The 21530-nt window shown below is 48.9% G+C and carries 16 protein-coding genes and 3 pseudogenes; 5 read left to right on the top strand and 14 right to left on the bottom strand.

The annotated features are described in order from the left end of the window. Positions 1–9 precede the first annotated feature (9 nt). Both L6H98_RS03590 and L6H98_RS03585 read right to left on the bottom strand, forming a co-directional pair. Positions 10–3204, bottom strand: coding sequence for an FtsX-like permease family protein (locus L6H98_RS03590; RefSeq protein WP_236412877.1), 3195 nt, complete (start codon positions 3202–3204; stop codon positions 10–12). Beyond that, positions 3191–3958 carry an ABC transporter ATP-binding protein gene (locus L6H98_RS03585; RefSeq protein WP_236412875.1) on the bottom strand — a complete coding sequence of 256 codons (768 nt, stop codon included), beginning with the start codon at positions 3956–3958 and terminating at the stop codon, positions 3191–3193. The genes L6H98_RS03590 and L6H98_RS03585 overlap by 14 nt, the downstream gene beginning before the upstream one ends. Positions 3959–4153: 195 nt before the next feature. On the opposite strand from L6H98_RS03585, the gene L6H98_RS03580 reads away from it, so the two are divergent. Together L6H98_RS03580 and L6H98_RS03575 are read left to right on the top strand one after the other, a co-directional pair. After that, positions 4154–4825, top strand: coding sequence for a response regulator transcription factor (locus L6H98_RS03580; protein ID WP_290371410.1), 672 nt, complete (start codon positions 4154–4156; stop codon positions 4823–4825). After that, positions 4822–5868, top strand: coding sequence for a sensor histidine kinase (locus L6H98_RS03575; protein ID WP_236412873.1), 1047 nt, complete (start codon positions 4822–4824; stop codon positions 5866–5868). Before L6H98_RS03580 ends, L6H98_RS03575 begins: the two co-directional genes overlap by 4 nt. 239 nt (positions 5869–6107) lie before the next feature. Here the strand turns inward: L6H98_RS03575 and L6H98_RS03570 are convergent. Next, a pseudogene (locus L6H98_RS03570) lies at positions 6108–6313 on the bottom strand (hypothetical protein); the annotation flags it as partial. Between the two features lie 238 nt (positions 6314–6551). Between L6H98_RS03570 and L6H98_RS03565 the strand changes: the two are divergent. Continuing rightward, a pseudogene (locus L6H98_RS03565) lies at positions 6552–7904 on the top strand (IS3 family transposase). Between the two features lie 152 nt (positions 7905–8056). On the opposite strand, the gene L6H98_RS03560 reads toward L6H98_RS03565, so the two are convergent. The 4 genes and pseudogenes from L6H98_RS03560 to L6H98_RS03545 all read right to left on the bottom strand — a co-directional run bounded on the left by L6H98_RS03560 (position 8057) and on the right by L6H98_RS03545 (position 10649). Then, the gene (locus L6H98_RS03560) at positions 8057–8887 is read right to left on the bottom strand and encodes an NmrA family NAD(P)-binding protein (protein WP_236412872.1); all 831 of its coding nucleotides are present in this window, start codon (positions 8885–8887) and stop codon (positions 8057–8059) included. After that, complete coding sequence (locus tag L6H98_RS03555) at positions 8884–9276, bottom strand: MerR family transcriptional regulator (protein ID WP_236412871.1); 393 nt, start codon at positions 9274–9276, stop codon at positions 8884–8886. Before L6H98_RS03555 ends, L6H98_RS03560 begins: the two co-directional genes overlap by 4 nt. Before the next feature lie 271 nt (positions 9277–9547). Next, positions 9548–9700, bottom strand: a pseudogene (locus L6H98_RS03550) (DNA-binding response regulator); the annotation flags it as partial. A 385-nt stretch (positions 9701–10085) separates the two neighbouring features. Continuing rightward, positions 10086–10649, bottom strand: a complete 564-nt coding sequence (locus L6H98_RS03545; protein WP_236412870.1) for an NAD(P)H-dependent oxidoreductase — start codon at positions 10647–10649, stop codon at positions 10086–10088. Positions 10650–10847: 198 nt separating this feature from the next. On the opposite strand from L6H98_RS03545, the gene L6H98_RS03540 reads away from it, so the two are divergent. Continuing rightward, positions 10848–11702: a helix-turn-helix transcriptional regulator gene (locus L6H98_RS03540; RefSeq protein ID WP_236412869.1), complete on the top strand. Its 855-nt coding sequence runs from the start codon at positions 10848–10850 to the stop codon at positions 11700–11702. A 737-nt stretch (positions 11703–12439) separates the two neighbouring features. Beyond that, positions 12440–13192 (top strand): DeoR/GlpR family DNA-binding transcription regulator, encoded by a 753-nt coding sequence (locus L6H98_RS03535; RefSeq protein WP_236412868.1) that lies wholly within the window; start codon positions 12440–12442, stop codon positions 13190–13192. A 72-nt stretch (positions 13193–13264) separates the two neighbouring features. Here the strand turns inward: L6H98_RS03535 and fba are convergent, their stop codons facing one another. The 7 genes from fba to L6H98_RS03500 form a co-directional block, all read right to left on the bottom strand. Continuing rightward, positions 13265–14137 (bottom strand): class II fructose-1,6-bisphosphate aldolase, encoded by an 873-nt coding sequence (gene fba, locus L6H98_RS03530; protein WP_236412867.1) that lies wholly within the window; start codon positions 14135–14137, stop codon positions 13265–13267. A 27-nt stretch (positions 14138–14164) separates the two neighbouring features. Continuing rightward, a complete protein-coding gene (locus tag L6H98_RS03525; protein ID WP_236412866.1) occupies positions 14165–15031 on the bottom strand; it encodes a sugar phosphate isomerase/epimerase in 867 nt (288 codons plus the stop codon). 30 nt (positions 15032–15061) lie between these two features. Further along, positions 15062–16975, bottom strand: coding sequence for a 3D-(3,5/4)-trihydroxycyclohexane-1,2-dione acylhydrolase (decyclizing) (gene iolD / locus L6H98_RS03520; RefSeq protein WP_236412865.1), 1914 nt, complete (start codon positions 16973–16975; stop codon positions 15062–15064). A gap of 37 nt (positions 16976–17012) precedes the next feature. After that, a complete protein-coding gene (gene iolC / locus L6H98_RS03515; protein ID WP_236412863.1) occupies positions 17013–18002 on the bottom strand; it encodes a 5-dehydro-2-deoxygluconokinase in 990 nt (329 codons plus the stop codon). A 21-nt stretch (positions 18003–18023) separates the two neighbouring features. Beyond that, positions 18024–18845 carry a 5-deoxy-glucuronate isomerase gene (gene iolB / locus L6H98_RS03510; protein WP_290371409.1) on the bottom strand — a complete coding sequence of 274 codons (822 nt, stop codon included), beginning with the start codon at positions 18843–18845 and terminating at the stop codon, positions 18024–18026. Between the two features lie 17 nt (positions 18846–18862). Then, on the bottom strand, positions 18863–20329 hold the full coding sequence (gene iolA, locus L6H98_RS03505; protein WP_236412977.1) for a methylmalonate-semialdehyde dehydrogenase: 1467 nt from the start codon (positions 20327–20329) through the stop codon (positions 18863–18865). Between the two features lie 199 nt (positions 20330–20528). Further along, positions 20529–21440 (bottom strand): AEC family transporter, encoded by a 912-nt coding sequence (locus L6H98_RS03500; protein WP_236412861.1) that lies wholly within the window; start codon positions 21438–21440, stop codon positions 20529–20531. Positions 21441–21530: the final 90 nt, after the last annotated feature.

Genomic DNA, 21530 nt, shown 5'->3' with positions numbered 1-21530 from the left:
CCTTGTGTTCTACTCCATAACTCGAACTTCCGTGTTCATTGTGCGCGTTGTTTCTAGCAGCGGCTGCGGCAAGCCCTTTAAATGATGATCGAAGAAAGCCGCCACATATTCCCGCTGCGCGTCAAGCGCTTGCTCAGGGTCAGCCGTTCCAATGCTCTGCTGGACCGAAAGCCTGGAAAGGCTCACCTCGCTTGCAAGCTGAGGCAACAGAGACTGATAATCGGTAAAGGTAAAATGGGCCCCTTTCGGTATGGCCACATCCAATTTCCAACCGCTTGTATGGTTCCAGAACATGGCCCGGTCCTCCGCCGTCAAATGCGAGTCCACTTCACCTTCGTCGTTGAACCCGGAGTTCAGCAGCATAAACGGACGATTCAGGCCATCCTGTGCTACGGGCAGGGGATGATTGGGCATATGCCCCATCGTTCCGTCCATATCGATCCCCGCATCGATTCGCTCATCCTCATACATCGTTTGAGCGGCCGTTGCTCCCCCCGCGGAGTGCCCGTAAATGCCTACCTTGGAAAGATTAAGGAGGGCAGCCAAACCGTGAGGCAGCTGCTTCTTGCCGGTGTCCGGATTGCTGCCTGCCCTCATCCCGGTCAATTGATCCAGGACAAACCGAACATCATCGACGCGGACATCGATCATCTTAAGCACCGTTTCAGCACTGAATGCCGGCAACGTCTCCGTTACGACCCGACCGTCGGGAAATTCGACGACCGATGCTTCATGCGTATGATCCAAGGTAATGACGATATATCCGCGGCTAGCCAAGTCCTGCACCAGGATGGTGCCAAAGCTTCGCGGAATGGAGCCGCCCGGGGAGAAGATAATCACTGGCCAGCCTCCCTCAATCTCGGCCGCAGGCGCATCCAGCCATGCGTGGGTATCGATATCGGCCAGATTGACCGTGCCGGGGGTCAGGCCGATGGATGGAAGTTCCGATTCGTCATAATGCTTAGCCGCACCTTCCCGCATATATTTAGCTTTTTGTCCGCTTTCTTCTTCGGCCGGGTACCAGATACTGATCATAAGCTCCCTCGGTCCTTCGTTATTCCAAGGATCCATTCTGTCCTCATCCATCAAGTGAAGCTCTGTCACGCCGACCGGATAGCTCCCCATAGGTGCGGGAATGTGGAGCTGGACGCCTGGCCCCTTCGCAATTTCTTCTTCCTGCGGGATCGGGGCAAGCCATACGAAGAGCCCGGCAAGCACGATGGCTACTGACGCGATCACCAGCACCGAAAGATGGATCCAACGCGGGGCTTCCCCAATGAGAATTTTGCTGACAGAACCTACGGTCAGCACAAAATAGACCATATAGATCATCATAAACACGCTAATACAGACCAGGACGGGCTCCAGAAGACTGATGCCCCCTAATCCGCCGAACAGCCTCCTTAGCCAGCTGAATATGACAATATAATGTCCCGCTCCAACGAGCAACGGCAGGATAAAGATCATAGCGTTCTGCTTAATGATCGAACCGCTAATTTCGTTCATGCTCACACCGATTCTCCTCAGAACTTCGTAGCGGGCCTGATCTCCAGCCGCTTCGGTCAACTGCTTGAAATAAAGGACGCTCCCTGTTGCCAGGAGGAACACAAGTCCCAAAAAGCCGAGGATAAATACATTTAGCGCAGCGCTTTCGATTCCGACACGATATTCGGCATAATACGACGACAGCTTTGATTCCGGTGTTGCCATGGCGGCAAGCGCATCAGAAGTAGCCTTCGTTGTTTTCTGTCCCTCTACCGCGTAACCGATATAGTCTACAGAAGGGCTCTGCCGCTCGATGGCGTGATATGTTTCGTCAGCGACCACGACCATTATATCCGGATAGTTCCAGTTCACGATTCGTTCGATCGTCATATCGGTAAATGCAAGAGTCAACGGCTGTGAGGGCAGCTCCAAGGTGAGCGTCTCTCCGTCATAATCCGACCACTCATGATCCGTGTACATCGGGCGAATCGCAATCGCCAGGCCGGGCTCCGTCACATCCAGTCGGGGAATGCTGAGTGCTTCCGCAGCCCGGTTATATCCGCTCATGGAGGTGACTTTGATTGGCAGCTCGTTAGATGCCATTTGTTTCTTCGATATAATCTCATCGCTCGAAGAATGTCCGTTCAGATGAATAATTGGAATCGTAACCTGCTCGGCCACAGGATGCGCCGTATCGCTTCGGATCATATGGTCGACTTCCCTGTTAAAAGCTTCGTTCTGGCTGACAAACATATAGCTGAAGGGAGCGATCAAACGCGTGGAATGCTCGTAGGTATGGTAGGTGCTCAAGCCAAAGCTGAAAGCGCACAACGCCAAAGCCGACAAGATGGATATGATGCTGAACGTGCGGGCATTCCCCTTCATGCGATAGACGAGATTCGACGTAACTACCAAGTTCAACCCTTTATAGTAATAACGTTTACGACGCTTCGCCAATCGCAGGACAAAAATAATAAGTGATGAAAACAAAAGCCCCGTTCCCACTATAATCCCGACCGACATCACCCCAAGATTGGTCAGGATCTGCTCATTATTCGCAAACTCGCGAACTCCGAACCCATAACTGATCGATAGGATGAGGATAGCAGCAAACGCTGAAATGATGGAAGCCCGCGGTTCCCGCTCCCCTTCCTGCTCGGCTCGAAACAGCTCGATCAGCCGGAATCGGTAGATCAGCCTATACGCCTGCACTGAAGTGATCAGGATAATAATCATGAACACAATAACCGTACTGATGATCGCCGGAAAGGAGATCGACATCCCGATATCCACGCTAATGCCGAGCAGCCGGGCCAGGATCATGGTGAAGAGCTTTGACAGAAGAGAGCCGGCACCGATTGCCAATGCGAGAACGATTATACCGATCAGCAGATTTTCATAAAATAGCAATCGGCCGATCGTTCGTTTGGGCAATCCCAGCAGGGCATACAGCCCTACTTCCTTCTTCCGTTTTCTGGAGAAGAATTGGTTGGAATACAGGATAAACACCGACACGAACAAGATTAACACGATCGAAGCAATGAAGAACGTGGACTTCATGCTGCTGGACGACTCGATCGCGTTCATGATTTCCGCACTGTACTGCAGGGAAGCGAAAATATAAAAAATGACGACACTAATAAACATAGAGATGAAGTAGACGAAATAATGGCGGAAATTGCCCCGAATGTTTTTCTTCGCCAGATCAAACAGCGTCATTGGCATCTCCTCCCAGCACGTTCAGCACATCCAATATCTTCTTGAAGAATTCTTTTCTGACCATGCTTCCCTTGACCAGTTCCGCAAAAATGCCGCCGTCTTTAATAAATAACACACGGCTGCAATAGCTTGCTGCGTAAGCATCATGCGTGACCATCAGTATCGTGACGTAATCCTGCTCGTTCAAATCCTTCATCGTCTCGAGCAAGTCGGCTGCAGCGCGGGAATCCAAAGCTCCCGTCGGTTCATCCGCCAGGATCAGCCTCGGATCGGTCACGATTGCGCGGGAAGCAGCCGTTCTCTGCTTTTGGCCGCCGGAGATTTGATACGGGTATTTGTCCATAATATGACCGATGCCAAAGCGCTCCCCGACCGCTGACACCCGCTGCTCCGTTTCGGCCACGTTCATCCTTGCAAGGGCGAGCGGAAGCACAATATTTTCCTTGACGGTCAGCGTATCTAAGAGATGATAGTCCTGAAAAATAAAGCCCAGCTTCGTTCGGCGAAACTCCGATAATTGCGCTTCATTCATCTGCAGCACGGGTTCCCCGTCGATCACGATGTCTCCAGAGGTCGGCTCGTCAATGGTGGATACGATATTGAGCAGTGTCGTTTTCCCGGAGCCGGATGGCCCCATAATCCCGACAAATTCTCCTTTCTGAACAGTCATATCAATCCCGTGCAGTACCGGGATCACATTTCCTTTAGCGCCGTACGACTTTTGTAATTGATGTATTTTAACGATCTCTTTCATCTGTTCTCCACCTCCAGGTAATCATTCCCTGGTATCATAACACCGTTTGTAACGCGCAGCCTTACTCCTGACTTACGAAATCATTGAGCAGGCTTACATTTTTGTAACCTTGTCCATAGCGATGATGTTTGCTTTTCGTATCAAAGGTATAATGTAATGGATGACATGAACCGTGCCGGATCGGAGGGATTATATGTGAAGATCATGATCGTGGAAGACGATGCTACGATCAGGGAAATGCTCGGGGAAACCTTGCAGAAATGGGGATTCGAGTCCGTGCTTTGTGACGATTTTGAACGGGTGCAGGAACGATATGCCATAGAACAGCCTCATCTTGTACTTTTGGACATTAACCTGCCGGTGTATGACGGTTTCCATTGGTGCAGCCGGATTAGGGATGTCTCCAACGTGCCGATTATCTTTCTTTCCTCCCGCAATACGCCGATGGATATGGTGATGGCGATCAATATGGGCGGAGACGATTACATACAGAAGCCGTTCTATGACGAAGTCCTGATATCCAAAATCAAAGCGCTGCTGCGCAGGACCTATTCCTATATCGATCCCGTCCCGAATGTGATCGAGCACGACGGCCTGATCCTGAACCTGCATGATGGGAAGCTGTTATGCGGGGAGCAATCGGTGGAGCTGACGAAGAACGAATTCCGAATCCTGAATCTGCTGATGCAGCGTAAAGGAAGCATCGTTAGCAGAGAAACCATCATGCGTCGCTTGTGGGAGGATGAAAGCTTTGTGGATGACAACACTTTGACGGTTAATATAACGCGGATTCGAAAAAAACTGGATGATTTGGGTAAAAGCCGGTTCATCTCAACGATCAAGGGTGAGGGGTATATGATCAAATGAGTTTTGTTCGATACTTGGAAGATAAACGTTATGTGATCGTACTGGCCGCATCAATGATGCTGTTTGTAACCTTAATGATGGTGATTAGTTCATCCGGAACGTACGATGTCGGAGATATTTTTTACACGTTACTCGGGTGCTTGATCTTAACGGCCGCCTATTTGGTCGTTGGATATGCCCGGAACTACGCGCATTACCAAGCGTTGAATGAAATAACCGGTAACGGCGGTAACGGCGATAACGGCGATGACGTTATGGTCGCTGCCATACCAAAACCGCTCAGTTATGAGCAAAGGCTGTATACAGCTTTGGCGAGAAAGCTTCATCAAGCGAAGCTGGATACCTTGCGGAAGTGCCATGAGGAGCGGAAGGACTATCATGACTTTATCATGTCTTGGATTCACGAGGTGAAGCTTCCCATCACGGCCGCCCATCTGTTGATGAGAAACAGTGCCGGCAAGTCGGCTGAGGAGCTCGTGTATAAGCTGGAGGATGAAGTGAATAAAATCGATCATTATGTAGAACAAGCGCTCTATTATTCCCGGATCGATTCATTTTCGAGGGATTATCTGATCGCCGAGGTTTCTTTGAACCAGATCATGCGGGCATGTGTCCGCAAGTACGCCAAGCTATTCGTTGCCAAACGGATCCGGTTTACCATGTGGGAAGAAGAACACGCGGTTCACAGTGACGCCAAGTGGCTTGGATTCATCGTCAACCAAATCATCACCAACGCCTTGAAATATACAAACCAAGGAGGTGCCGTTACCTGCTCCCTCGAGGACAATCCAAGCGAGAAGCGGCTTTTGATTCGGGATACCGGCATCGGAATCCTCCCGGAAGACCTCGGAAGAATTTTTGATAAAGGTTTCACCGGATCAACAGGCAGAAATGACGCAAAATCAACGGGTTTGGGATTGTACTTGGCCAGCCAGATGGCCGGCAAGCTGGGGCACCGGCTGTCTGCGCGATCAGAAGCGGGCCAATATACAGAGCTTGCGATCAGCTTCCCTAAATCGCGTAGCATTTATGGAAAGGTGTAACGTTACTTGCTGAGAACGCTGAAGGCTGCTTTAAACGTGTAACGCCGCTTAAATCTCCCGCAAGAGAATGGCGGCGTTTTTTATGCCGTTCATCCCTACTTATGTTTACCTTCCAATTGGTTGCTTATCTGAAACAGCTGCTCTGTTAATTCTATCCCGGTCTGTTCTCCTATGATATTGGAGTACCGATCAAACTTCGATATCCGGTTGAAGCTCTTTCCCCTTGTCTGTGGAGTAAATCAGCGACATTCTGCCTTTTTGTTCAGCGTACACCAGGCCTTTAGCCGGTAATGAACCGGCGACTGGTTATTTAGTTTTGTTTGAATGTGATAGAACGTTTCAGACTTTATCGTAGAATAAAACGATTCGATGGGGCATTATCAGCGTGCGCACCCTTGCAGGACATGCTCATGGTAATGCCTTTTCCCTTTACAGCTTCTTGATATGCCTGTTGTCAGCCTTTCAAAACAATGGGGATTGGAAAAAAACAGCTATTCCGGTTGGGTGTGAATATCAGGAAACAACTGCAGGCCTTTCCTTGTTCTGCATAGCTCCTGATGCAGACCATGCCGACGTCATGTACAAGTGTGCGATCCCGTGCGCAACAATAAAAAAAAGCCCGGTCACTTTGAACTGCACCCCAATTGTTAGACACACTCTAACAGTTGGAGGTGCATTTTTTTATGACTAAATTTACGAAGATAGGAAATTGACGATAATTCAAGGGTATGACCCAGATCTTCTATCACAGATGGAATACGCAAATCAAATGGGCGTTACCAAGTCCCAATTCCAATATTGGTTGAAGCTCTTTGAAATGCATGGCGAGTCTGCCTTTACTAACGTCTATACAAATTATACGGCAAGCTTTAAACTGGACGTACTCCATCATTTAGCTCAATCCAACGCTTCTCTCATGGAAACCGCTGCTTTGTTTAAGCTCCCGGACTTCTCCATGTTGTATTTCTGGCAGAGAAAGATGGAGTCAGGCGGTATAGAAGCCCTTGAGCCAAAAAAGAAGGGGCGTCCATCTATGAAGAAAGATTCCAATTCATCTACCAAACGATCCGTAGTAGAAGGGTCTGTCGAAGCACTCGAAGAACGGATCAAGCAGCTCGAAATGGAAAATGAGTATCTAAAAAAGTTGAATGCCTTAGTTCAAAACAAGGGAAAATCACCAAACAGGACAACGCACAAGTCGTCTGGGAACTGAGGCATAAATATCCGGTGTTGGCACTCGTACAACTGGCTGGTATCCCGCGAAGCACCTATTACAACATCATTAAGCGTATGAACCAACCAGATCCGAATGCCGATTTGGAAGCGGAGATCCAATCCATCTACGCAGAACATGACGGACGCTACGGTTATCGCCGCATTCGTGATGAATTGGCGATCCGTGGGTGGAAAGTGAACCACAAGAAGGTTCAGCGGCTCATGAAGAAAATGTCTCTTCAATGCCTGGTTCGTATGAAAAAGTATAAGTCATATAAAGGGACCGTCGGCAAAGTTGCACCGAATCAACTGGATTGCCAGTTCACGGCGGAGGCACCCAATGAGAAGTGGGTGACAGACATCACGGAGTTTAAGTTATTTGGAGAAAAGCTGTATCTATCGCCCATTTTGGACTTGTTCAACGGGGAGATTATCACCTATACCGTGGGTTCACGCACAACGTATTCTCTGGTGTCGAAATGCTGGATGAAGGGCTGAAGCGTCTGCCGGAAGAGCACCATCTTCTTCTTCATTCCGACCAAGGATGGCATTATCAAATGAAGCCGTATTGCCATGCGCTTAGGTCGAGAGGCATTCTCCAAAGCATGTCGCGAAAAGGGAATGGTTACGACAACGCCGTCATAGAGAACTTCTTCGGCATTCTCAAGTCGGAGTTTCTGTACTACAACGAGTTTGAAAATGTGGAACATTTCAAAGAAGAACTAAAAAAATATTTGGAATACTACAATACCAAACGGTTGAAGGCAAAAATAAAAATGAGCCCGGTACAGTACCGAACTCATTTTGAGAAAGCTGCCTGATGAAATCACCGCGTCTAACTTTTGGGGGTCACATCAAATTAGCGACTTCAATGGGAACATGTTCTTATCCCTCGACAATTCAGAACGAATCGTTGAACGTATCGCTACCAGCGATGTATGCTCTGACACGTCTGTCTAAAAAAATAATAGATTCAAGCGTTATCCGAATTGATAAAAAATCCTGCATTCTCCTTAACCCACTCTGCGAACGTATACGGTTTGTGTCCTGTTACTTCCTCCACTGTCGACATAACGGTATAAGCAGATTTAGGCGGATTAAGGTGCCAACGAATCACGTAATCTATTGCATCCTCCTGAACACCCATTTTCCTCATCTGTTCACGTTCTTCTTCTTCAGAGCTTTCGATAAATTGAATTTCACGTCCAATAACCTCACTGATTATCCGAACTTTATCTTGAACCGATAAACTCTCAGGCCCTGTTAATGTATATATTTGACCTGCATGACCTTCCCCAGAAAGTGCAACTGCTGCGACTCTTCCAATATCGGCTTCATGAACAGGAGCAATCCGTGATCCTCCGAACAGGTCTCGAACAACCCCCTCGGAGCGTATAGAGTTCGCCCATTTCCGTGCGTTTGCCATAAATTCAAAAGCTTGAAGCTGAGTCCACTCCAGACTGCTTGACTCAACCGCCTTCTCAAAAGGGCCCTTCTCTCCGTTCCACAAAACGGTAACCCTTCGCACCCCGGCCTTCTCAGCAAGCTCAACGATTTCTGGTCCTGTTTGTAACGGGGCATATTCGGCACCTGTTGTAATTAAATGCATGCCGCTGATGCCAACCAACGCAGAAACAAGCGTACTTGGATCACTTAAATCTCCCGCGACAACCTCTACACCATGAGGAAGATTGGCTTGCTGCGGATTACGTGTCAATGCACGTACCTTTTGCCCCCTTTGAAGAAGTTGGTCCACGACATGCCGCCCTACGGTTCCCGTTGCCCCAGCAACTAATATAGTCATTTATTATCCTCCTCCCGTTTTTGCACCATCCGATTGATTTTTTCAGCCAAATTGAACTTCGCTTTGGTTAAAGCATCCAATTGTTGGTTAATCTCGTGCATTTTCGACTGATACATAAGCAGCAATTCCTCACAATAGACGTCTTTATCTTTATGCTCCTGTTGCTCAGGAAATCTACAGAAGATAATGTCCCGAATTTGGTCAGTTGTCAGCCCTAAACCTAAATAAAGCTGAATGGTGTTAATGGATTCGATCGCCTTTTCGTCATATTCTCTATAATTATTTTCTTGACGAGATGCTTTGATCAATCCTTTCTCCTCATAATAACGAATCGAACGGGCACTAACGCCAGTTATTTTTCTTACCTTTCCGATCTTCAAAATGATCACCTCATCGATTGGGAACGTTAGCTTAATTATAAAGCTTCACATTAATGTAAAGGTCAAGAAAAAAGATTAAATAAAAAAGAGCCCCTTAGGGGATGGCAATTAGTCAGTCATAACTCGCAGGATGTTGTTCGGTTTCGTAATATTTGCTGTAATAAACTGCCCGTTAGTTTAATGAATTAGTGCAGTGAAATGTAGATTGATGCTTATCTAATCGGTAATCGGATTATGTTCTTGTCCTTTACGGCAATCGGTACAAGTTCATGTCCTTCGATAATAAATCAGGTTGAAATGATTGTATCGCTTGTATTCCATCTGCTCCATTTGATGCGATACGTGTTTGATACCCCTCTATAGAAAGGCCGTATGAAAGTAAATCTGCAATAGGTGCGTCATCTTCAATGATTAGAATTTTTGCTTTGTTCATTTTGATCCTCGTCTCTTAAATTACTAACGTCTGGAAAGCATCGCTGACAATGTCTCTTATCTTAATGATCTATTTAAAAATAATCAATTTCGTTGATGTTCACTCAGTCATAGATAGTTTCACCTAATTTTCAAAAGTAAAATGAAATAGGTTGTAAAACTTATTCAACTGGAAGCATCATCAAAGTATTCTACACTTTCTTTAGGTATTTATAAAATCGGCAATCTGACTATGATTTATCCTTGGCTTGGGCTGGTTGTTTGTATGGATTTTAAGGTGGCTTGTACGGTAGCGGTCCGAAAGAAAAAAAGGCAACCCCTCGGAATCAAGAAGAGGTTGCCTTTTTGCGTTTGTATTCGATCAGAATCGATTGTATAAGCTGACCTTAAACTTTAAGTTCAAGTGCGAAAACTTGATTCAAATGTCTGCGAAGCTTGGCGATATGTTGTTCGATATCCGGATTCGTGATCACATCGTGAATGCTGAAACTTGCCAACGGCTCCATGCCAATGAAGCGTTGAGTTGCGTGAATGTGCTCCAATGTCCCTTCCAAATCCAACCCTTTGAAGAAGCCTTCCGAGTTGTTAAATTCGCTCTCCGGAGCATTCCAAGTCGTGGAGATCATGTACTTCTTCCCTTTCAACAGTCCGCCTTGCCCATACTTTTCGGCTCCTTGGAACATCACGCCATATTCATAGACTTCATCGATATACTTTTTGAATAGCGTAGGCAATGAGAACCAGTAAATTGGAGTTTGAAAAATAATCGTGTGGGCCCACTTGAATTTCTGCTGTTCTTCTTTGATATCGTAGCCGTCTTGAACAACCGTCGTTTTTATGTTGTATTTTTCCGACAAGTTGGAAATCATCTCGTCAACCAACGTTTTATTCAATCTTCCTTGCGAATAGGGGTAGAACTGATGACCGTTAATAATTAAGATATTATTCATGATGATTTTCTCCTTTAATCTCTTTAGATTTGTGAATGTGTTAAAATTGAAGCATAATAAGTGATGGCTTTATCTTAACTTGATTCGGTTCATCCAAGAAGAACTGTGTTTATATCATTGTTCCCCCTAACGTTATTCGCGATTCTATATTTCGCAATCCTAATACTGAGAGTATCAGCTTGAAAGGAGCGTTCTGCTATGAGCGACGATCAACGCCGTCAGGAGCTCGGGCAATTTCTTCGTACGCGACGGCTTCGGCTCTCGCCGGAAGAAGCGGGCCTGCCACACACCGAATTTACGAGAAGACGAACGAAAGGACTCAGGCGCGAAGAAGTTTCAGCGCTTGCCGGGATTTCGCTGCCTTGGTATACCTCTTTGGAGCAGGGACGTGATATCAACGTTTCCGACCAGGTGCTGGACAGTCTGGCTCGCGTTCTTCGCCTTGACCAAGACGAGCATCACCATCTCCATTTCCTTGCAAATCCTCGCCAAAACGCCTTCATTCCGAAGGAAGAGGAACCCGCGGTGTCTTCTCCGCTGAACTATTTATTGGATCAGATGCCGCTCTGCCCCGCTTACATTACCGACGCGAAAATGAATGTACTGACTTGGAATCGTCTGGCTCTCTCCGTATTCGGCCCTTTCGGTACGGCCAACAGCCGCGAACGCAATATGATTTGGCGCATATTCATGCTGTCATCCTACAGAACGATGTTCATCGACTGGGAAGACTTGGCTGCATCTCTGCTCGGCCACTTCCGCGTGATGTACAGCCAGAATCTCGAAGATACTTGGTATACGGAGTTCATCGTGGAAATGAAGGAGAGTTGCCCCGAGTTTGCAACCATGTGGGAGAACTACGAGGTTCGTTGCACGAGCAAGCACCCGCAAGCGATTACGCATCCGCGGGCTGGATTACTGAACCTGTCAACGCTTGTCTTGCCAGTTCAGAACGGAAGCGGGCAGTTCCTGCATGCTTATACGCCTGATCTGCAGGATGGCTCGGCTGAACGCCTAGCCCAACTCGCGGAGGAAATGACGGTTAAGCAATAAACAGCAAAGTTGTTTAAGCACCGGCCTATAAACGGCCGGTGCTTTTTTTCGAATAGCAATTTTTTGTTGACTAATCTAATATACGACAATCTCATCCACTTGAGCCTGATGGTCAGCAACTCGTAGGTGAGATTGTTCTTGTTTCTTCCAACATCCGAATCGGGCGGTCTTCAGCACTCTTACAGTAGCGCCAAAAATCGCCTCACCTATGATAAGGTTCACCACGATTGATCTTAGAATATCCTGCCTGTTAGTTAAGTGAATCGAAGAGCGAGATATCGATTAGATATATGCCTAATCGATAATAGGAACATGTTCTTGTCCCTCGAAACTGATTGCTTGCTGCAACAACGATTTTAACGTGGGTTGTAGGTTAGCGGTTCGATAGAAAAAAGCAAACTCTTTGATCAAGAAGAGCTTGCTTTTTTAGTTTGTATTCGATCAGAATCGTTTGTATATGCGCCGACCTTAAACTTTAAGTTCAAGTGCGTGGGAAACCCAGCAAACATTTAAGAAGGTGTTACAAATCATGGAAACCAACCTGCCGATAAACTCCGAAAGAAGTCCCCTTCAGCCATTCCGGTACATCAGCTGCACCTTACAATCTGCTGATTTCTCCCCGAGATCCGTGCGGTAGACGGTGATTCCATGTGGATTTTTCACCCCACGTCGATTACAATGAATTTAACCATTCTGATCAGAAGTTTAACTAAAAATATCATTAGGAGAATCAACAAATGATCAAATCCCAACGCATCAATCAGATTAAAGAATACGTTTTTGAGCATGAATCAGTATCCCTTGAGGAATTGGTCGAGCATTTTGGGGTATCCAAAAATACGATTCGCCGGGATGTTCAATCCCTGGTAGATTCCGGAATAATAAAAAAAGTGTACGGCGGGGTATCTGTCAATCATTCCAAGCTTGTTGTCTTCAATGAACGTCGTGACCAAAACTTGACCAAGAAGCAGGAAATCGGCAAGCTGGCTTCCCAGTTCGTGGAGGACGGCGACGTTATTTTTGTCGATTCGGGTACGACGACTCTGGAGCTTCTTCCCTACATTCATCACAAGCAGCTCACGATTGTCACCAACAATTTCGATTTTATTCATGAAGCCAAGCCGTATCCTTCCCTTTCCATCTTTTCAACCGGCGGCATGCTTGAACGCAAAACGAATTCTTTTGTCGGGTTCCAAAGCATCGAGCTTCTTAAGAAGTATAATATTAACAAAGCATTCGTAGCGTCCACGGGGATTTCGATTACAAACGGTGTAACCAACTCGTCTCCGCTGGAGACCGACATTAAAAGCACGGTTGTGGAAAAGAGCCTGAACGTGTACCTGATGATTGATGACAGCAAATTCGACAAATACGCGATCACGACGTACTGTTCCCTCAGCGACATTGACTACCTGATCACCAATAGCGTGCCAAACATAACCTACCAGCAATACGCATCAGAACACGGGATCACCATCGTGACACCATAACGACCGAAACCCAAAAGCAGCACCATTTCTCTGTTTGGCACAGAGTGGAACGTGCTGCTTTTTTATTGGCCGTTATTTGGTTTTCAAGCTGAGTGCTTTGCCGCTGGAACCGAATTCCCGGATTTTGGAGCGCACCGTTTCTCGAATGGCTTCTCTGGCAGGCGTCAAAATGGTCCGCGGTTCCGTTGTTTCCGTATCCGCTGCAAGAGTCTTACGCAGCTGATGAGACCAAGTTGTGACGCATTCGGTGTTGATGTTCACTTTGGCATGACCCAGTTGGATTGCTCGCTGCAATTGGTGCCGCGGAATGCCTGAGGCGCCGTGCAGTACAAGCGGAATACCCACCATTCCGGATATCACTTCCATCTCTGAGAAGCCAAGCTTTGGCTCCCCGACATATCTGCCGTGGACGGATCCTAGGGCAGCCGCAAGAGCATCAATGCCTGTTTCCTCCACGATCCGTTTGCATTCATTCGGGTCCGCATATTGGATGCCGCCGATCAGGCCATCTTCCATGCCGCCCACAGTGCCAACCTCGGCTTCGACGGAAACGCCTTTGGTGGCTGCATATGCTGTGACTTTTTTCGTATCTCGTATATTGTCCTCGATTGGACCATGGGACCCGTCGAACATGACGGAAGTAAACCCCGCGTCAATGGCGCGCAGACAGTTCTCGACCGTCTTGCCATGGTCGAGATGAAGGGCTACGGGTACCTGAATCTTTTTCTCTTCAACCAGCACACTTACCATTGCTGCAACAGTCCGGTAACCGCCCAGAAAATCAATGAGCCGATCCGATGCCGCTACAATGACCGGCGCCTCTTCCTGCTGCGCCGCATCCAGAATGGCATGAACCCAGGATAGACCGTTTACATTGAATTGGCCGACACCGTAATTCTCCTCTTTTGCTTTCTGCAGCATTTCCTTCATGGATACCAAGGGCATGACCATCACCTCCCATCACTCTCTTTGCTAGCCGAGGCCCAGCCCTTCTTTCATTTTTTTCAGCATAATTGCGCTTGATTCTTCCGGTTTGTCGCTATATGCAAACACTGCATTCGTAGCAATGCCATCAAACTTCATCTCGCGCAGCTTGCGGAACAATGTATCAAAATCAACGTCGCCTTCACCGATGTTCAAATGCTGGTGCACCGTCACCTTGGCGTCCGGCGGATTGACAATGTAGCGCAATCCGTATGCGGCCTTATGATTAAAGGTATCCGCAAACAGCACATGATCCAAGAGATCCCCCGCTTCATCCAGCATTTTGGCAATATCGCCTACGCCGTCATCATAGAAGAACGTATGGGCAACGGAGTATACAAGTTTGATCCATGGGCGATCAAGCGCACGGATCATATCGATCGCGCCGGTATTGGTCTCAATAAAATCATAAGGATGCGCTTGCAGGTTAAGGCGAATGCCTTCCTTCTCGAAGACCGGGATCAGTTCGTCCATCGACTTGACAAACTTCTCTTCACAGATAAAGGGTTCATATTTGGAGCCGCTGAATTCGCTATTCATCAAATCCACGTCCAGCTCAACGGCGATCTCGATGGCACGCTTCCAATTCCGAACGGCCGCCTGTCTTCTCTCTTCATCCGGTCCGGCCCAGTGGTACAGCGGCAGAAGGGAAGAAAATTTCAGGCCCGCCTCGCTCATCCATTTTTTGACCTGCTTGATCTTCGCTTTATCCACCTTGGGATATTTGTAAAATGGACAGAAATCCTCGCGAGGCGAAAGCTCGATATATTCATAGCCCAGATCGGCGACCTTGAAAATCATCTCTTCCATCGAAAGGGAATCCCTGAAATGCGTCGGATCGTATGCCAGCTTCATGCTTGTTCCTCCTCTTTGCCTGTATTGGATTTAATACTGCTTCGATTTTTTCAACATGTCTACCTTCCGCTGGTATGCACGCTGTATCCCCTCTCGTTCCGATACTTCTGCCACTCCGACATGCCACCAGCTATCGTAGCCATCTGTCATCGTTTTGGGCAGCACTTTCATCTCGATCAAGGTGGAATTCGGCTGCTTCTTTGCATCCTCCAAGGCCGTTACCAGCTCTTCCACGGTGTTGGCGCGGTAGACCTTTGCTCCATACGCTTCCGCGATCTTGGCGTAATCAATGTTCATGATCCGGTTATCCCGTGTTCTGAATTCGCAGTAATAGCTTCCTGAGCCATGATCCATTTGCAGGTTGTTGATGCATCCGAAGCCGGCGTTGTCGAACAGCAAGACGTTGATTTTTTGGTGATACTGGATCGCCGTGACCAATTCGGAGTGCAGCATAAGGAAGCTGCCGTCGCCTACGATGGAATATACCTCGCGGTCGGGATTCGCCAGCTTGATGCCGAGCGCGCCCGATACTTCATATCCCATGCAGGAATACCCGTATTCCAAATGGTACGTATTACTCACTTCCGACTTCCAAAGCCGCTGCAAATCTCCCGGGAGCGAACCGGCGGACGACACGATAATGCTGTCTTTGTCAATCGTATCGTTAATGGTAATCAGTGCCGTCGTTTGCGGCAATTCCGATGCCAGTGCATCGGCATACTCATTCATCGTCTCCTGAGTGAAGTGCTGTTTGACCTCTGGCACAAAGCCTGTACGCTTGAATTCCACTTTGGAGAGACGTAAGCGTTCATCGGCCCATTCCTGCTGCAGCTCTGGAATAATCGGTCCGAATTCGCTGATGTACCCATCCAGCCGGTCATACAGTTGGGTCAGCGCTTCCTTCGCATCAGCCACCACCTGTAAGCCGTCCAGCTTGTAAGCCTGCATCCGGCTCACATTGATGTTCAGAAATTTCGTGCGGTCAAAATCAAACGCCGTCTTGGAGGAAGTGGCAAAATCGGTATAGCGCGTCCCGATCCCAATGACCAGATCGGCTATACGGGCGGCTTTGTTTGCTGCGAGTGTTCCTGTAATCCCCATTCCGCCCAGATTGTTCTCGAACGTGCTCTCGACGGCGGATTTGCCTGCCTGCGTCTCTACCAGGGGAATATCGTATTTCCTGGAGAACGCGATCACTTCTTCCCTCGCTCCGGAGTATTTTACGCCTCCGCCGACCAGAATCAGCGGCTTGCGGCTGCTGCGGATCAGCTGCTCCGCAGCTTGCAGCTCCCGTTCGTTTGGCTGCAATCGATCCAAATAGTGAACGCGCTTCTGAAAAAATGTCTCGTCGAATTCGAACGCTTCCCCTTCCACGTCCTGGGAAATGCAGATGGTGACAGGTCCGCTCTTGACCGGGTCGGTCAGTACCTCGAAACCCCGAATCAACGCGCTCATCAGCTGCTCCGGACGCGTCACGCGATCCCAATAGCGGGACACCGGCTGCAGCGCATCGTTGGTCGTGACGGCCATGCTGTATTCCTGCTCGATCTGCTGCAGAACTGGGTCGGGCTGCCTTGTTGCAAACGTATCCGCAGGCAGGAACAGCACAGGCAGGTTGTTGGCAAGTGCCGTACCGGCGGCTGTTACCAGATTGGCAGATCCCGGGCCCGATGAGGTGGATACCGCATATATTTTTCGCCGCAAGGTTTCCTTGGCATAAGCGATTGCCGCGTGAGCCATGCCCTGCTCGTTCTTGCCCTGATACACCTTCAGATGACCGGCATCCTGCTCCAGCGCCTGACCGATCCCCAGTACGTTGCCGTGGCCAAAGATGGTGAATATCCCTTCGACAAAAGGGGTCTCTCGACCATCGACATGAATGTACTGCTGGTTAAGAAATTTGATCAATGCTTGCGCTGTTGTCATTTTGATCTTGTTGCCCATGATTCAACTCCACCTTTATTGAAGTGTTATCCTGATATCAGGAATGGATGACAGGCTGATTGGCAATCAGTGCTTCAATCTCGTTAACGGTTGGCATCGCTTCCGACGAGCTGTGCTTGCTGACCACGATGGATGCCGAAGCGCTGCCGTATTTCAGCGCGGTCTCGATGTCCTTGCCGGAGATCAGGGCATACAGGAATGCCGAAGCATACGAGTCGCCGGCACCAAACGTCTTGAGCACTTTCGTCTTGTATGCCTGTGCACGGAAGACGTCGCCGGATTTGGTGTAGGCATAGGAGCCTTCGACCCCGTGTTTGATAACCACGATTTCCGGTCGATGACCGAACAGCGCATGAATGGTATCTTCGTTGATTCCGCCTTCTTGGCCTTCCATCACGTCATATTCATCGCGCGTTCCAATGACAATGTCCGATAGTTCGGCTACCAGCGAGTAGTACACAGACGTCTCTTCTTTGCTTTTCCACGTGTAGGGACGATAGTCCAATTCGAAAACGACTTTTGTTCCGTTCCGCTTAGCCAACCGAACAGCTTTGAGGACCGCCTCCCGGGAAGGGCTTTGAGCCAGCGCCGTACCGGAGACCAGCAGTATGCCCGCCTGTTTGATGTATTCCTCGTCCACTTCTTCCGGTCGCAAATACAAATCCGCTACGTCGTCCCGGTACATCAGGATGCTGCATTCCTCGGGGCTCTTGATCTCTGTGAAAGCAAGGCCTGTCTTATGCCCTTCCTGGTCAACGACAAGCCGGGACGTATCGATTCCGGCGTCACTCATGTATTTCCGGATAAAGCGGCCATGCTGGTCATCGGCAATTTTGCCGATAAAGCCAGCTTTGAGTCCAAGGCGCGACGCTCCGATCGCGATATTGGCCGGAGAGCCTCCCACATACTTGACGAAGGTCATCGTTTCCTCCATCGGGCGATTGTATTCTGCAGCATTCAGGTCAATGCAGGCTCTTCCGATCGCGATCAAATCATATTTCTTTTCTCCGCTTGTTCCACTGTTCATGCTCTTTCCGCTCCTTTTCGGTTAGTTGCGATCCAGAATCCATTCATGATCCGAGTCGTTGTGGAACTTCCATATCCGTTGGGGGCCTGCCATAACATTCAAATAGTACGACGTATATCCATCCGGCACACCAACCGGATGATATCCGGCAGGCACGATCACCACGTCCCGATGCTCGACAGCCATGGTCTCATCCAGCGTTCGGTCATCCGTGTACACCCGCTGGAACAAAAAACCGGCAGGCGGATCGATTTCATGATAGTAGGTCTCCTCCAGGAACGATTCATGCGGAAGCCGATCCTGATCATGCTTGTGGGGCGGATAGCTAGAGAAGTTTCCCCCCTCCGTATAGACTTCCACCACAAGAAGGCTGCTCGCAGTCGGATCATGATCAGGCAAGATATTGTGGACCATGCGTTTGTTCTGATACTTTCCCCGATGCTCGACGCCGACCTCCCCTGCCTTGATCCATTTCGTGGGAAGCGGCTGCAGCGCAGGCGCGTAACACAGAGCAACGGTAGCTTGGGTCGCCGCTTTGATCGCGAAGCTTTTGCCGCCGGATACGAATACGCTATCTGTCGGTTTCTTCTCGAAAACGTCCATTCTCGTTCCTATGCCTTCAAAAACATGTTCTCCTTCGGTAACGGTAATCTTGCCTGTCAAGGCAACGATGCAGCATTCCTGATCCGTCAGCGACTCTTCATAGCGCCCTTGCGCTTGGAGGTCAATCAATTTGAAGCCGACGTATTCCAGTTCGGTGTCTTGCGTCATCAATTGATGAACGATTGTGACAACGCCTTCCTGCTGTGTTGAATTAGGCTTGCGCAGAAGATGACTGACCACGTATGAATCCCTCCCGTTTATTCAAATTCCGGTTCCGTATAACGTGCGGTCACGACTTTTTTGCGAGTGTAGAAATCCACGCTGTCTTTCCCGTTGGCATGCAGCGTGCCGTAGAACGAAGATTTCCAGCCCGAGAACGGGAAGAATGCCATCGGAGCGGGTACGCCGAGGTTGATGCCCAGCATTCCCGCATCGATATTTTCACGGAAATAACGAATGGCGTGCGCATTTGTGGTGAAGAGGCATGCCCCATTGGCGAATTCCGACTGATTTGCGATTTCCACCGCTTCCTTCAGGTTTTTCACCCGAATAATGGACAATACCGGAGCAAAAATCTCTTCTTTCCAAATGGTCATATCGGTTGTTACGCCTTCGAAAATGGTTGGTCCAACGAAGTAGCCGTCTTCCAGCAGATGATCCCGACCGTCCACCAGGAGCTGTGCCCCTTCTTCAATCCCTTTTTCGATGTAGCGGATCGTACGCGTTTTGTTCTCTTCGCGGATGACCGGGCCAAGAAATACCCCGTCCTCCAAGCCGTTCCCCATTTTTACGTTTTGCGTTTTTTCTTTGAGCAGTGCGATGAATTCATCCGCAATGCCTTCTTCGACGGTCACGACGGCACAGGCCATGCAGCGTTCACCGGCGGAACCGAATGCTGCGCTTACCACGTTCGTGACCGTATCTTCCAGATTGGCATCATTCAGGACAATCGTATGGTTCTTGGCTCCCGTTAACGCCTGTACCCGTTTGAGATGTTCACTGCCTTTTTTGTACACATACTCGCCGACCGGCTTGGAGCCAACGAATGAAATCGCTTTAATTTCCGGATGCTCCAGAATTCCGTTGACGACGTCATGAGCTCCATACACGATATTGAATACGCCAGCAGGCAGCCCGGCTTCGGTAAACAGTTCCGCAAGTCTTTCGGTCAGGAGCGGCGTACGCTCGGAAGGCTTCAAAATAAAGGCATTCCCCAGCGAAATGGCCATCGGGAACATCCAGCAAGGTACCATCATCGGGAAGTTGAACGGCGCAATGCCTCCGACGATTCCGATGGGATAACGGTAGTTGGCAGCCTCGACGTCCGTTGCAATGGAGGCCAGCGAATCTCCCATCATTAGTGAAGGCGTTCCTGCGGCAAATTCGACGTTCTCTATTCCGCGCTGCACCTCGCCGAGTGCTTCATGCAGACTCTTGCCGTTTTCGATCGTAATCAGGCGGGCCAGCTCGTCCTTGTGCTTCGAAAGCAGCTGCTGGTAATTGAAGAGGATGCGTGCACGTCTTGGAACTGCGACCCTCTTCCATTTCTCGAAGGCTTCCTTCGCAACTTGCACTGCATAGTCCATGTCCTCTTTGGTCGACAGCGGAACCTGGCATATCCGTTCTTTCGTAGCCGGATTGTAAACGTCTTCATATTTGGTCGCGCGACTTTCCACCCATTGACCGCCGATATAGTTTTTCAATTTTCTTGCCGTTGTGTTCATCGTTGTGGACATCGTCAAGCTCCTCTCTCAGGTTGAAAATAAGAACCATAAAACCAGAGACATTTCACGGTTTGTAAAGTACAATTTTGATTATGTTTTGGTTATGTTTTTATGATATCCGATAAAAAACTAACCGTCAACCCAGTAAAAAAACTAAATATGATCATTTTCCGATTCTTCATGCCTGCATATTGAACGTCTATGCGAGCAGGAACAACAGCGGGATTGTAAAGATGGAACATAAGGTGGACATGACGATGTATTGTGAAGCCTCCTCCCCTTTCCCTCCATAGGTTTCGGCAAAAACGGCATTCGAGGCCCCTGAAGGCATGGCGCTGACCAAAAAAGCGATCCCGAGCAGCACGCGGTCGTCCAACACCTGCTTAATCAACAGAAGACAGGCCACAGGGACGAGGATCTGTCGCACGAGAACGAAGAGGTAGGTCCGCTTGCTCCGCAGCAGAGCCCCCAGCTTATTGCCGGCAATCATCGAACCCGTGAGGATCATGGCAATGGGCACCGTTAGTCCCCCAAGCCAGCGGCTTGCTTCCAGCAGCGGCGAAGGCAGCCTTGCATTGAACAGGAACATGATGAAACCTGCGGCGGTTGCAAGTATGGCCGGATTGCCCAACAGCCTGGACAGCGGCGCCATTCTGGCCCCGGCTCCCGAGAATATGCTTCCCCCCAAGCTGAACAGAGCCAGATTGAACACGGTGTTGTAGGTGCCGAGTATCGCCAGTCCCCGGTCTCCGTACAGCGCCTCCACCATCGGCATGCCGATGAACAGAATGCTGGAGAACACGCAGCAGCCTACCCAAATTTCCCGTTCCCCCGCCCGCAGTAACATTTTGGCTGACAGAAGGCCGGCAGCAAAGGTGAAGAGCAATATGGCGACAGCAACAAGCATCGTGACGCCAATGTCGCCCAGCAGTTCCCTGGAGTAAGGAATTTGCAGGCTGTGCAGTATGGCGCCCGGCAGCACGATGCCCAGCAGAAGTTTGGACAACCCTTCCATGTGGGATTTGCGCAGCAGCTTCAGCCTGAAGGCAATGAATCCGACCGCCATGTAAATCAACAAAATGATATTTTCGTGGATCAAAATATCGAGCATTCCTGTGCCTCCCTCCTGGTTGCGGCAGGAACATTATAATTCTATTGTTATATTTTTGTCTATTTTTAATAAAGTGTTGATAATATTTTG

This window comes from Paenibacillus sp. JJ-223 (genome assembly GCF_927798175.1).
Classification (GTDB): Bacteria; Bacillota; Bacilli; order Paenibacillales; family Paenibacillaceae; genus Paenibacillus; species Paenibacillus hubeiensis.
Note: the sequence above shows the minus strand (reverse complement) of the source record. Positions and strands in the feature narration are given on the sequence as shown.